Genomic DNA, 12,872 nt, shown 5'->3' on the forward strand with positions numbered 1-12,872 from the left:
CCTCAACCTCGAACCAGCCGCAGGTAGACCGCCGCCATTTCGAGGCGGACCGCCAGCAGCGCTAATTGTTGTTCGAGACGTCCCGGCGCGGTGGCCGGCACCTCCCGATCTCCCCCCGCCATCACGACGTCCGGGACGTCGTTGGCGTTGACGACCTTGATGTCGTCGAAACCCCTGAGCCGCGCGGAGATCTCGGGCCGCTGCGCGTCGGATGCCAGCACGAAGGTGCGGGTGCGCGCCGGTCGCGGTCCGTCGATCTGCTCGTCGTGGAAGATGGACAGCTCGTCGCTGTCGGATGAAGGCCCGCGGCCCCACCCGGTGCCGATCGCGACCAGCACATCGGCCAGGTCGACGGCGGCGACGGTCTGGTGGGCGACGCGCAGCATCACCGTCGCGGCATGACGCGCCAGCGCGAGGGTGGCCGCGCAGTCGCCGGCGAAGACGACGTCGTAACCCGCCATCTGCTCGGCGAGCACTTTGGCCGGGTTGGTGAACAGGTCGCGCGCGGCGCTGTTGTGCAGCGCTTCGTCGTCGAGTTGGTCGGCCAGCGTGGCCAAATCGGCCTGCGCGCCGGGCGTGATCACCTGCACGACCGCCAGGCCGGCGGCCAGGTAGCGGGTCAGGGTGAAGTCGTCGGGCATCGGCACCCGCGGGGGCAGCGCGACCGAGCGGCCGGAGGTGGCGTCGCGCAGCGGGCCTTCATACGGCGCGATGACGACGACGCGCGCACCGCGGCGCACACCGGTGGCCGCAGCGGAGACCAGCGCGGGTTCGCCCGGGTCGTCGCCGGCGAGGATCAGGACGTCGAGGGCACCGATCCACATGGGTGGCTCGGACACGACGACGAACGGGGCGCCGACCGATCCGCCGAGGATCGCGGCCAGCATGGTGCCCGCGGTGTGGGCGTTGCCGCGCCCGGCCATCCACACGATGGTGCGCGGCGGAGAGTCCGAGGCCACCGCGTCGAGGTCACCCTCGTCGAGGGCGGCGGCGGTGGCCCGCACCTGCGCGCCGGCCATCGAGGCGGCGCGCAGCAACCCCATCCGGTCGGCTTCGAGCAGGCCCTCGGCGTCGTCGAGGTCCACCACAGCGGCCGAGGCCGGCGTGCTCACGTCAATTCCCTGGTGCCGGCGCGGATGTAGCCGCCGATCTCGTCGACGAGCCCGCTGACACCTTCGGCGGTCAACGCTTCGACGTTGAGTCGCAACAGCGGTTCGGTGTTGGACATGCGCAGGTTGAACCAGCTGCCGTCGCCGAGGTCGACGGTGACCCCGTCGAGGTGGTCGATGCCGTGCACGCGCGGCCCGAACGACTTGAGCACCGATTCGACGACGGCGGGCGCGTCGGTGACGGTGAAGTTGATCTCGCCGGAGGATTCGTAGCGCTGGTAGTCGGCCATCAGGTCCGACAGCGGGCGGTCCTGTTCGCCGAGCGCGGCGAGCACGTGCAGCGCGGCCAGCATGCCGGAGTCGGCGCCCCAGAAGTCGCGGAAGTAGTAGTGCGCGGAGTGCTCGCCGCCGAAGATGGCGCCGGTCTCGGCCATCAGTGCCTTGATGTAGGAGTGGCCGACCCGCGAACGCACCGGCGTGCCGCCTCGTTCGGTGACCAGTTCGGGCACCGCGCGGGAGGTGATCAGGTTGTGGATGACCGTCGCGCCGATCTCGCGGCTCAGTTCGCGGGCGGCGACCAGCGCGGTGACCGCCGACGGCGACACGGCCTGCCCCTTCTCGTCGACGACGAAGCAGCGGTCGGCGTCACCGTCGAATGCCAGGCCGATGTCGGCGCCGGTCTGCACGACGAACTCCTGCAGATCCACGAGGTTGGCCGGTTCCAGCGGGTTGGCCTCGTGGTTGGGGAAGGTGCCGTCGAGCTCGAAGTACAGCGGGAAGACCGTCATCGACGGGATGGGTCCCAGCACCGCCGGGGTGGTGTGGCCGGCCATCCCGTTGCCGGCGTCGACGGCCACGTTGAGCGGGCGCAGGCTGCCGACGTCGACCAGCGAGCGCAGGAACTGCCCGTAGTCGACGAGGACGTCGCGGTCGGACAGGGTTCCGCGGGTGCCGTCGTAGCCGGGGACGCCCGCGATGACCTCGTCGCTGATCGTGGTCAGGCCGGTGTCCTTGCCGACCGGTTTGGCGCCGGCCCGGCACAACTTGATGCCGTTGTAGGCGGCCGGGTTGTGGCTGGCGGTGAACATCGCACCGGGGCAGTTCAGCAAGCCGGAGGCGAAGTAGAGCTGGTCGGTGGAGGCGAGGCCGATGCGCACGACGTCGAGGCCCTGGTCCATGACGCCTTCGGCGAACGCGGCGGCGAGCACCGGCGAGCTGGCCCGCATGTCGTAACCGAGGACGACCTGCGTCGAGTTCTCACCGTCGCGCATCAACCGCGCGAAGGAGGCCCCGACCTCGCGGACGAATGCGTCGTCGATTTCCTCACCCACGAGCCCACGAACGTCGTAGGCCTTGATCACGCGCTGCACCGCCGCGGCGGACCGGGACATAGGGCTCCTTGGACGACAGGAATGGTGGTTCCAGCCTAGCCGTCGCCGCGCATCAATATGGCCGCCCCGGGATTGCGAAATCGCATTCCATCAGCGACGTCCCTGCTGGGGAGCGATTTCGGGGATCGGGTCAGTCGGTGGGGTCGGGCAGAACGCGCAGATGGCCGCGACGACGGCCGTTGGTCTCGGGTTTGCGGGTCGGCGGTGCCATCAACGCGCCGCTCTGGGCGCCGCTGACGGGGTCGGTGAATCCGGTGAAACCGTGTACCGGGCCCCCGCCCGCTCCTCTGCCCTCGCGGCCTTCGCGTACGGCGTCGGCCAGGGCGACCAGGTCGTCGTCATCGGGGTGCGACGGCAGCGGGCCGGCGTGGCGGACCAGCTCCCAGCCGCGCGGCGCGGTGATCCGGCCGGCGTGCATGACGCACAGGTCCCAGGAGTGCGGCTCGGACACGGTCGCCAGCGGCCCCACTACGGCCGTCGAGTCGGAGTACACGAACGTCAGCGTCGCGACCGCGTAGTGAGGGCACCCGGGCCGGCAGCAGCGACGGGGAACATTCACGGACGTGAGGTTATCGTGCAGCGTCGTCGGCATCGCGGCGGACACGCGCAGCCGCGGGCGCGCCGACTCTCAACCGTTACGATCTTCTGCGTGACGCGGCGCAACCACCGGGGGTCGCGGCGGGGCCGCGAGATGCGTGGACCACTGCTTCCACCGAGCGTTCCGGGTTGGCGCAGCCGCGCCGAGCGGTTCGACATGGCGGTGCTGGAGGCTTACGAGCCGATCGAGCGCCGGTGGCAGGACCGGGTGGCGACGCTCGACGTGGCGGTCGACGAGATTCCCCGGCTGTCGCCGAAGGATCCGGACAGCGTGCAGTGGCCACCGGAGGTGGTCGCCGACGGTCCGATTGCGCTGGCCCGGCTGATACCCGCCGGGGTCGATGTCCGCGGAAACGCCACGCGGGCGCGAATTGTGCTGTTTCGCAAGCCGATCGAGCGCCGAGCCAAGGACACCCTGGAGCTGACCGAGCTGCTGCACGAACTGCTGGTGGCTCAGGTGGCCACCTATCTGGGGGTCGAACCGTCGGTGATCGATCCGAGCATCGACGACGACTGAGAGGGATCCGGGCGCTCGCGCGGCGTGCTTTCGGTTGCACGGTGAGCGCCTGCGCGCGTGCGCGGCGGCTAGATGATGCCGCGCTTGAGGCGACGACGCTCCCGCTCGGAGAGTCCGCCCCAGATGCCGAAGCGCTCGTCGTGAGCCAGCGCGTACTCGAGGCACTCGTCGCGCACCTCGCAGCCCTGGCAGATTCGCTTGGCTTCGCGGGTCGAGCCGCCCTTCTCGGGGAAGAACGCCTCGGGGTCGGTCTGCGCGCACAGCGCGCGTTCCTGCCACTGGTCTTCGATCGACTCGGTGTCGTTGTCGAAGAAGTCGTCGGTGCTGCTGCTGGGCACCAGACTCAGCTGCGGACGACCATTGATCTCTGCCGGCATCGGTCCGGTCTGGATGTGCGAAGCACTCCCCACCGATCCGAGGAGCCTGTTGTCGAACCGGACCGAATCGCCGAAATCGGCCTGCTCAAATGCCATGTTCCCCTCCTCCAGGTCTCGTAGATCCGTTTAAAAATAAGCCCCACTATGAAGGTGCGGCCATCTCAATTCGAACAAGTGATCGAATCTCGGTCTGCGACACCGGAACCGGCCGGCCAACCGCGAAATGACACTGCTGTGATTACACACGGGTAGGCAGCGTGGGTCAAGCGCTAGAACAGGAATTCATATCATTCCGTGACATCAATTCGGCGCGTCGCGCAATGGCGTGTCGGTCACGTTCGGGTCACCCGTGATCTCCGCAACCCACCCGGCGAAACTCTTCGGCGCACAGCGCCTACTCTCGTTCGGTGTGAAAGTCACTGTACTGGTGGGCGGCGTGGGAGGCGCACGCTTCCTGCTCGGGGTGCAGCATCTGCTCGGCCTCGGCCAGTTCGGCAGCGGTGACGAATCGCCGCATGAGCTGACCGCGGTGGTCAACATCGGTGACGACGCGTGGATGTTCGGGGTGCGCATCTGCCCCGACCTCGACACCTGCATGTACACCCTCGGCGGGGGTATCGACCCGGAACGGGGTTGGGGACACCGCGACGAAACCTGGCATGCCAAGGAGGAACTCGCGGCCTACGGGGTGCAGCCGGACTGGTTCGGGCTCGGCGACCGCGATCTGGCGACGCATCTGGTGCGCACCCAGATGCTGCGCGCCGGCTATCCGTTGTCCGCGGTCACCGAGGCGTTGTGCGCCCGCTGGCAGCCCGGTGCGACGTTGCTGCCCGTCAGCGACGACCGTGCCGAAACTCACGTCGTGATCACCGATCCGGCCGACGGGGAGAAGAAGGCCATCCACTTCCAGGAGTGGTGGGTGCGCTACCGCGCTCAAGTGCCCACGGACAGTTTCGCGTTCATCGGCGCCGACAAGGCGACCGCAGCGCCGGGTGTCACCGAGGCCATCGAGGGCGCCGATATCGTGTTGATCGCGCCGTCGAACCCGGTGGTGAGCATCGGGCCCATCCTCGGTATCGGCGGCGTGCGGGCCGCACTGCGCACGACGCCCGCACCGGTGATCGGCTACTCCCCCATCGTCGCCGGAAAGCCGTTGCGCGGCATGGCCGATACCTGCCTGAACCTGATCGGGGTGGACACCACCTCCGAGGCGGTCGCGGCGCACTACGGCGCACGGTCGTCGACCGGGATCCTGGACGGCTGGCTGATCCACGAAGGCGATCACGCCACGGTGCCCGGTGTCGACGTGCGGGCGGTGCCGTTGTTGATGACCGAGCCGGCGGTGACCGCCGAGATGGTGCGCGCCGGCATGGAGCTGGCCGGGGTGAGGCCGTGACCGACCACGGCACGTCGGCGCGGGTGGAACTTCTTCCCGTCGCGGGCCTGCCGGAATTTCGGCCCGGCGACGATCTGGCCGCGGCGCTCGCACACGCGGCGCCGTGGCTGCGCGACGACGATGTGGTCGTGGTGACCAGCAAGGTGCTCTCCAAGTGTGAGGGCCGGATGGTCGACGCGCCGACTGACCCTGAGCTGCGGGACACGTTGCGGCGCAGGCTGATCGACGCCGAGTCGGTGCGGGTGCTGGCCCGCAAGGGGCGCACGCTGATCACCGAGAACGCGCTCGGGTTGGTGCAGGCTGCGGCCGGGGTGGACGGCTCCAACGTCGACTCCGCCGAACTGGCGCTGTTGCCAGTCGATCCCGACGGCACCGCGCGACGGCTGGTGCAGGAGTTGCGTGAGCGACTCGGCGTGCGCGTGGGTGTGGTGATCACCGACACGATGGGCCGCGCCTGGCGCACCGGCCAGACCGACGTCGCGATCGGCGCGGCCGGGTTGACGGTGCTGCACGGCTACGCAGGCGAACACGATCGGCACGGCAACGAGCTGATCGTCACCGAGATCGCGGTCGCCGACGAGATCGCCGCGGCCGCCGACCTGGTGAAGGGCAAGCTGACAGCCGTGCCGGTCGCCGTGGTGCGCGGACTGCACCTGCATGACGACGGGTCCTCGGCGCGCACGCTGGTCCGCGCCGGCGAGGAGGACCTGTTCTGGCTGGGCACTGAAGAGGCCATCGCGCTCGGTCGCTCGCAGGCGCAGCTGCTGCGCCGCTCGGTCCGCGAGTTCAGCGACGAACCCGTCGACCCGGCGGTGATCGAGGCCGCGGTGGCCGAGGCGCTGACCGCCCCCGCTCCGCATCACACGCGGCCGGTGCGGTTCGTGTGGGTGCAGGACCGGGCCGTGCGGCTGGCGTTGCTGGATGCGATGAAGGACCGGTGGCGCGCCGACCTGTCCGGCGACGGCCGGGACCCCGATTCGGTGGAGCGTCGGGTCGGCCGCGGTCAGATTCTCTACGACGCGCCCGAATTGGTGATCCCGTTCAGGGTTCCCGACGGTGCGCACACCTATCCCGACGAGCGTCGTACCGCCGCCGAGCACACGATGTTCACGGTGGCGGCCGGCGCGGCGGTGCAGGGGCTGCTCGTCGCGCTGGCGGTGCGCGGGGTGGGCAGCTGCTGGATCGGGTCGACGATCTTCGCCCCGGATCTGGTGCGCTCGTCGCTGGAGTTGCCCGAGGACTGGGAGCCGCTGGGTGCGATCGCCATCGGGCATGGCTCGGGTGGGCCGCCGCCGCCACGGGACCCGGTGCCGACCGACGGTCTGCTGGTGCGCAAGTGAGTGTGGCGATTTCGGCGTGCTTGGCTGCGCCACGCGTCGACAACCACGCCGAAGTCGCGTCGACAACTACGCCGAAGTCGCGTCGATGAGCGCTTGCGCGAAGAACAGACGGTCCCGATGAGCGCTCGCAGCCTGTCCCCGATGACGCTGCACCAGTCCGCGATCGACGTGCTGGGCGCCTGGCGCCCGGAGGATCCCGCGCAGGATTCACTGCGTCACGCGGTGTTGGCATTCCTCGATGCCCGCGCCGACGCGTGCCTGCGTGAGTGCGTGCCCGGCCACATCACCGCCTCGGCGCTGGTGCTCGACCATGACGGCACCCACGCGTTGTTGACGCTGCATCCCCGGGTGGGGCGCTGGCTGCAGCTGGGTGGTCACTGCGAGCCGTCGGACGACACCCTCGTCGCGGCGGCGCTGCGCGAAGCCACCGAGGAGTCCGGCATCGACGGGCTGGCGATCGCCCCCACGCCCGCGGCGCTGCACGTGCACCCGGTGACGTGTTCGCTGGGCGTGCCGACCCGTCATCTCGATGTGCAGTTCGTCGTCCGCGCTCCCGCCGGCGCGCAGATCGTCGTCAGCGACGAGTCACTCGACCTGAGGTGGTGGCCGCTGGCCGAGCTGCCCACCGACACCGACTTCGGCCTGGCCCAACTCGCCCACGCAGCCAAGCCCTCTGGACCCGCGAAATAGGATTCCCGGCTGCTATCAACGGGTTATCCACAACCCTGGGTTCTCACTCGCTGTGACGGTGTCGCGAGCCGCCATGCTCATACTCCATGGGGGGAGTCATCGTTGGGTCCGCGTCGATCAAGGGTGGACTGCTCACCCGAGCCCAACTTCGGTGGAATTACCGCGCGATCTATCCGGACATCTACGTGCCGCGTGATGTCGAACCAGACCTGGCGACCCGCGCCCGGGGTGCTTGGCTGTGGTCACGACGGCGCGGAGTCATGACCGGCCGGGCCGCATCCGCGCTTCATGGCGCACGCTGGGTGGACGACGATGCGCCGGTCGAGATCTTGTGGTCCAACAACTATTCACCGAAGGGCATCATCACCCGACGTGACCGGATCGCGCCCGGAGAGATCACCTGGATCAAGGGCATGCCCGTGGCCACACCTGCGCGTGCTGCCCTCGACCTGGGACGCTACCTGCCGCACGGTCAAGCCGTCGCACATCTCGACTCCATCGGGCGCGCGACCGACGTCGCCCCGGCAGACATTCTGAACCTGGCCCATCGCTACAAAGGAACCAAAGGTGTACGGAGATGCCGCCGGGCGGTCGACCTCATGGACGCCGGTGCCCAATCCCCGCAAGAGACACGTATCCGCCTGGCATTGATCAAGGCTGGTTTCCCGCGGCCCGAAACTCAGATCCCGCTGTTCGACGTTAGCGACTACCCGTTCGCGTACCTCGATATGGGCTGGCGCGACAAGAAGATTGCGGTCGAGTACGACGGCGAACACCACCGTACTGATCCCGACCAATACAGATGGGACATTCTGCGGCTACGCAGAATATTGGCCCTGGGCTGGATCCACATCAAGGTAATCGCCGGCGACAACGAGTTCATTCATCACGTCAAGCAGGCCTGGCTGCTCCGCGAGTGAGAAGCCAGGGCGGTAGATCGGCCTGCCTGAGCAGCCAGGAATCCTATTTCGCGGCAAAAGGCCAAAAGGCCCCGAGGCTAGATGTCGCTGGAGAAGCGCACGCCGCCGTCGGGAATGGTGATCCCCGGCCACACCCGAGCACCGCGCAGCAGCTCGCAACGGGCTCCGATGTCGGCGCCGTCGCCGATCACCGCGTCGCGCAGCAGCGCCCGCGGCCCGATCCGCGCGCCGAAGCCGATGATGGAGCGTTCGATCACCGCGCCGGCGCCGACGGTGACGCCGTCGAAGATCACCGCCCCGTCCAGGCGCGCTCCCCCGGCGACCTCGGCGCCGCGGCCGACGACGGTGCCGCCGATCAGCAGGGCGCCGGGGGCGACGCCGGCGCCGTCGTGCACCAGCGACTCGCCGCGATGGCCTTTGAGCGCCGGCGACGGAGCGATGCCGCGCACCAGGTCGGCGGAGCCGCGCACGAAGTCCTCGGGGGTGCCCATGTCGCGCCAGTAGGTGGAGTCGACGTAGCCGCAGACTTTGAGCCCGTCGGTGAGCAGGCCGGGGAACACCTCGCGTTCGACCGACAGCGCCCGACCTTTGGGGATCCGGTCGATCACCGACTTCTTGAACACGTAGCAGCCGGCGTTGATCTGGTCGGTGGGCGGGTCCTGGGTCTTCTCCAGGAATGCCGTCACCGCCCCGTCGGAATCGGTTGGCACGCAACCGAATGCGCGGGGATCGCCGACGCGCACCAGATGCAGGGTGACGTCGGCGTCACGCTCGGCGTGCGAGTCCAGCAGCGCACCCAGGTCGCAGCCGGACAGCACGTCGCCGTTGAAGACGATCGCGGTGTCGTAGCGCAGCTTGGACGCGACGTTGGCGATGCCGCCGCCGGTGCCCAGCGGTTCGTCCTCGACGACGTAGTCGATCTGCAGTCCGAGCTTGGAGCCGTCACCGAATTCCTGCTCGAACACCTTCGCCTTGTACGACGTGCCGAGCACGACGTGTTCGATGCCGGCGTCGGCGATCCGGGACAGCAGGTGCGTCAGGAACGCCAGACCGGCGGTGGGCAGCATCGGTTTGGGGGCCGACAGCGTCAGCGGCCGCAGCCGCGTGCCCATTCCGCCGACCAGAATGACGGCGTCCACTTCTGCAGGATTGACCATCAGCGCTGCCCTTTCGCCTGCGCCCTGCGGGCCTGTCGACGTGAACTCCGGACGACCAGGCGGGCTCGCGCCCCCAACGCCCCCCGAAAAGCCCACCGTAGCGGCGCCTGCCACCACTTGGGGTAGCGATCCGCGAGAAAAGTGTAGGTGCTGACGTGGTGGGCGGCGAGGTTGCGGGCCGGGTCGCGGCCGGTGGAGTGACCTTTGGCGTGCAGCACCTCGGCGGCGGGCACGTAGACGTTCTGCCAGCCGGCGCGGCCGAACCGATCGCCGAGGTCGACGTCTTCCATGTACATGAAGTAGCGCTCGTCGAAGCCCGATACCTCCGCGAACGCCGCGCTGCGCAGCAACAGACACGATCCGGACAGCCAGCCGACGGCGCGTTCGCTGGGGGTGGCCCGGTCCTGGCGGTAGGCCGCAGTCCACGGGTTGGACTTCCACACCGGGCCGATCACGGCGTGCATGCCACCGCGGATGATGCTGGGCTGGTGGCGCGCCGACGGGTAGATCGAGCCGTCCGGGTCGAGGATCAGCGGCCCGAACGACGCCGCCGACGGCCAGCGCCCGGCCGCCTCGATCAGCAGGTCGATGCTGTCGGGCCCCCACTGCACGTCGGGGTTGGCGACGACGAAGAAGTCGGTCGACGAGGTCAGCCCGTATTCGGCGACCGCGCGGTTGATGGCGCTGCCGTAGCCGAGGTTGCCGCCCATGCGCAGCAGCCGCGCGTTCGGGTAGCGCTCGACGGCTTCTTCGGGGGCGCCGTCGGTGGAGCCGTTGTCGGCCATCAGCACGGTGACGGGCCGCTCGGTGGCGTGGGCCAGGGACGCCAGGAACCGGTCGAGGTGCGGGCCCGGCGAGTACGTCACCGTCACGACGTAGAGTTCGTCGCTCACGCGCGGCCTGCCCATCTCACGGCGTAGAGGGTAGCGGGCGCACCGCCGTAAATCGCCGCCACCGTCAGCGCGACGCCCCGATCGCCGCGGCCAGGGCGGCGCGCCAGTCCCGCAGCGGGGTGAGCCCCGCCTCTTCGGATTTCGCCGCCGACAGCGCCGAATACGGCGGGCGGGGCGCGGGCCGGGGCTGCTGTTCGCCGGTGGCGGGCTTGACCCGCTCGGGGTCGGCGCCGAGCTCTTCGAAGACGGCCCGGGCCTGTTCGAAGCGGCTGACCGCCCCGGCGTTGGCGGCGTGCAGGACGGGTTCGCGGATCGCGCTGTCGGCGATCTGCAGCAGCGCCGTGCACAGGTCGGCGACATAGGTGGGTGAGCCGATCTGGTCGGCGACCACCTCGATGTCGTCGTCGCCCGCGGCGATCCGGCGCATCGCGGCGACGAAGTCGGAGCCGTCGGCGCCCTCGTAGACCCAGGACGTGCGCACGACGCCGGCGTCGGGCATCGCGGCCAGCACGGCGACTTCGCCGCGCAGCTTGGTGCGGCCGTACACCGACAGCGGCCCGGTGGCGTCGTCGATGTCGTACGGGCGCGGCCCGCCGCCGGGCACGTCGGAGAAGTCGCCGCTGAACACGTAGTCGGTGGAGATGTGGATCAGGTCGGCGCGGGTGCGGGCGCAGGCGTGGGCGACGTTCTCGGCGCCGGTGACGTTGACGGCGAACGCCCGGTCGGCGTCGGTCTCGGCGTCGTCGACCTTCGTGTAGGCGGCACAGTTGACGACGACGTCGCCGGGGGTGATGAAGCGTTCGGCGGCGGTGGCGTCGGTGATGTCCCACTCGGCTGATGTGAGCGCCACCACGTTGCGGCCCTGGGCGCGGGCCTGAGCTGCCAACGCGCGTCCCACCATGCCGCCAGCTCCGGAAATAACGATTCGGCGGTCCATGTCACGAGTTTGGCACGCCCGTGTCACCTCCCGGGCTGGCGGGGCATCCGCCAGTAGCCTGGGCAAATGCCTGCTGCTCAGTTGATGCGTGTCATCTCCGTGGCCGTGGCGATGTTGATCGTCGTGACCACGGGGGTCGCGTGGGGCAAGATCCGCTCGTTCGAATCCGGGATCAACCACATCAACCCGGTGGCGCTCGGTGAGGGCGGCGAGGACGGCGCGATCGACATCCTGCTGGTCGGCAACGACAGCCGCACCGACGCGCACGGCAACCCGCTGTCGGCCGAGGAGTTGGCGGTGCTGCGCGCCGGCGACGACGTCTCCACCAACACCGACACGATCGTGTTGATCCGCATCCCCAACAACGGCGAGTCCGCGACGGCGATCTCGATCCCCCGCGACTCCTATGTCGAGGCCCCCGGCCTGGGCAAGATGAAGATCAACGGGGTGTACGGCTCGGTGCATCTGGAGGAGCTGAAGAAGCTGGTCGAGGATCAGGGGGTCGACCCGGCCGTCGCCGAGCCGGAGGCCATCGCGGCGGGCCGCGAGGAACTGATCAAGACCGTCGCGAACCTGACCGGGGTGACGGTCGACCACTACGCCGAGATCGGGCTGCTGGGCTTCTCGCTGATCACCGACGCGCTGGGCGGGGTCGATGTGTGCCTGAACGAGCCGGTCTACGAACCGCTTTCGGGTGCGGATTTCCCGGCGGGCTGGCAGAAGCTCAACGGCCCGCAGGCGCTGAGCTTCGTGCGCCAGCGCCACGACCTGCCGCGCGGCGACCTGGACCGGGTGACGCGCCAGCAGGCGGTGATGGCCTCGCTGGCCCACGACGTCATCTCGAGCAAGACGCTGTCGAGCCCGGCGACGCTGAACCGGCTGGAAGAGGCGGTGCAGCGTTCGGTGGTGCTGTCCGACGACTGGGACATCATGGACTTCATCACCCAGCTGCAGGAATTGGCCGGCGGCAACGTGGCGTTCTCCACCATCCCGATCGTCGAGGAGGCGGGCTGGAGCGACGACGGCATGCAGAGCGTGGTGCGAGTCGACCCCGCCGAGGTCAAGGACTGGGTGTCGGGCCTGCTCAACGATCAGGACGAGGGCAAGACCGAGGAGCTGACCTACAGCCCGGATCAGACGGTCGCCGAGGTGCTCAACGACACCGACGTCAACGGCCTGGCCGCCGCGGTGTCGCATGTGCTGTCGACCAAGGGCTTCACCGCCGGCAACGTCGGCAACAACGAGGGCGAGAAGGTGACCACCAGCCAGGTGCAGGCCGCGGCGGCCGACGATCTGGGTGCGCAGGCAGTGGCCGCGGATCTGGGCGGGTTGCCGGTGGTCGAGGACCAGACGGTGCCGCCGGGGTCGGTGCGGGTGGTACTCGCCGACGACTACACCGGCCCGGGTTCGGGCCTGGACGGCTCGGATGTGACGTTGATGGGCGGCGATTCCCTGGAGACGGGCGTGGTGACCGACACCGGTGAGCTCGCGCCGGCGCCGCCACAGATCATCACGGCGGGCACCGACGACCCCAAGTGCGTCAACTGA

Annotated in this window: 13 protein-coding genes; 6 read left to right on the forward strand and 7 right to left on the reverse strand. The window is 69.4% G+C overall.

Features of this window, described 5'->3' with window-relative positions; genetic code table 11:
- Positions 1-2 precede the first annotated feature (2 nt).
- From ACEWX3_RS21105 to ACEWX3_RS21115, 3 genes are all read right to left on the reverse strand, one after another.
- Positions 3-1,112, reverse strand: a complete 1,110-nt coding sequence (locus ACEWX3_RS21105) for a TobH protein (RefSeq protein ID WP_163673471.1) — start codon at positions 1,110-1,112, stop codon at positions 3-5.
- Positions 1,109-2,500 (reverse strand): phosphomannomutase/phosphoglucomutase, encoded by a 1,392-nt coding sequence (locus tag ACEWX3_RS21110; RefSeq protein ID WP_163673470.1) that lies wholly within the window; start codon positions 2,498-2,500, stop codon positions 1,109-1,111. The genes ACEWX3_RS21105 and ACEWX3_RS21110 overlap by 4 nt, the downstream gene beginning before the upstream one ends.
- Positions 2,501-2,630: 130 nt before the next feature.
- Positions 2,631-3,059: a DUF3499 domain-containing protein gene (locus ACEWX3_RS21115; protein WP_152516189.1), complete on the reverse strand. Its 429-nt coding sequence runs from the start codon at positions 3,057-3,059 to the stop codon at positions 2,631-2,633.
- Positions 3,060-3,191: 132 nt separating this feature from the next.
- On the opposite strand from ACEWX3_RS21115, the gene ACEWX3_RS21120 reads away from it, so the two are divergent.
- Complete coding sequence (locus ACEWX3_RS21120; RefSeq protein ID WP_207067429.1) at positions 3,192-3,614, forward strand: metallopeptidase family protein; 423 nt, start codon at positions 3,192-3,194, stop codon at positions 3,612-3,614.
- 68 nt (positions 3,615-3,682) lie between these two features.
- On the opposite strand, the gene ACEWX3_RS21125 is transcribed toward ACEWX3_RS21120, so the two are convergent.
- Positions 3,683-3,952 carry a WhiB family transcriptional regulator gene (locus ACEWX3_RS21125; protein ID WP_207067430.1) on the reverse strand — a complete coding sequence of 90 codons (270 nt, stop codon included), beginning with the start codon at positions 3,950-3,952 and terminating at the stop codon, positions 3,683-3,685.
- A 448-nt stretch (positions 3,953-4,400) separates the two neighbouring features.
- Between ACEWX3_RS21125 and cofD the strand changes: the two genes are divergently transcribed.
- From cofD to ACEWX3_RS21145, 4 genes are all read left to right on the forward strand, one after another.
- Positions 4,401-5,387 (forward strand): 2-phospho-L-lactate transferase, encoded by a 987-nt coding sequence (cofD, locus tag ACEWX3_RS21130; protein ID WP_374157584.1) that lies wholly within the window; start codon positions 4,401-4,403, stop codon positions 5,385-5,387.
- On the forward strand, positions 5,384-6,727 hold the full coding sequence (locus ACEWX3_RS21135; RefSeq protein WP_374157585.1) for a coenzyme F420-0:L-glutamate ligase: 1,344 nt from the start codon (positions 5,384-5,386) through the stop codon (positions 6,725-6,727). The genes cofD and ACEWX3_RS21135 overlap by 4 nt, the downstream gene beginning before the upstream one ends.
- 141 nt (positions 6,728-6,868) lie before the next feature.
- Positions 6,869-7,417, forward strand: coding sequence for an NUDIX hydrolase (locus ACEWX3_RS21140; RefSeq protein ID WP_374159911.1), 549 nt, complete (start codon positions 6,869-6,871; stop codon positions 7,415-7,417).
- Positions 7,418-7,503: 86 nt separating this feature from the next.
- Entirely contained in the window at positions 7,504-8,337 is an 834-nt protein-coding gene (locus ACEWX3_RS21145) for a hypothetical protein (RefSeq protein ID WP_374157586.1), read from the forward strand.
- 77 nt (positions 8,338-8,414) lie between these two features.
- Here ACEWX3_RS21145 and ACEWX3_RS21150 read toward each other — a convergent pair whose 3' ends face one another.
- The 3 genes from ACEWX3_RS21150 to rfbD form a co-directional block, all read right to left on the reverse strand.
- A complete protein-coding gene (locus ACEWX3_RS21150) occupies positions 8,415-9,494 on the reverse strand; it encodes a sugar phosphate nucleotidyltransferase (RefSeq protein ID WP_374157587.1) in 1,080 nt (359 codons plus the stop codon).
- On the reverse strand, positions 9,494-10,387 hold the full coding sequence (locus ACEWX3_RS21155; RefSeq protein WP_207067399.1) for a glycosyltransferase family 2 protein: 894 nt from the start codon (positions 10,385-10,387) through the stop codon (positions 9,494-9,496). The genes ACEWX3_RS21150 and ACEWX3_RS21155 overlap by 1 nt, the downstream gene beginning before the upstream one ends.
- A 64-nt stretch (positions 10,388-10,451) precedes the next feature.
- On the reverse strand, positions 10,452-11,324 hold the full coding sequence (gene rfbD, locus ACEWX3_RS21160) for a dTDP-4-dehydrorhamnose reductase (protein ID WP_374157588.1): 873 nt from the start codon (positions 11,322-11,324) through the stop codon (positions 10,452-10,454).
- A gap of 66 nt (positions 11,325-11,390) precedes the next feature.
- Between rfbD and ACEWX3_RS21165 the strand changes: the two genes are divergently transcribed.
- Positions 11,391-12,872 carry an LCP family protein gene (locus tag ACEWX3_RS21165; protein WP_374157589.1) on the forward strand — a complete coding sequence of 494 codons (1,482 nt, stop codon included), beginning with the start codon at positions 11,391-11,393 and terminating at the stop codon, positions 12,870-12,872.

The sequence above is a fragment of the Mycobacterium sp. G7A2 genome, assembly GCF_041902445.1.
GTDB lineage: Bacteria > Actinomycetota > Actinomycetes > Mycobacteriales > Mycobacteriaceae > Mycobacterium.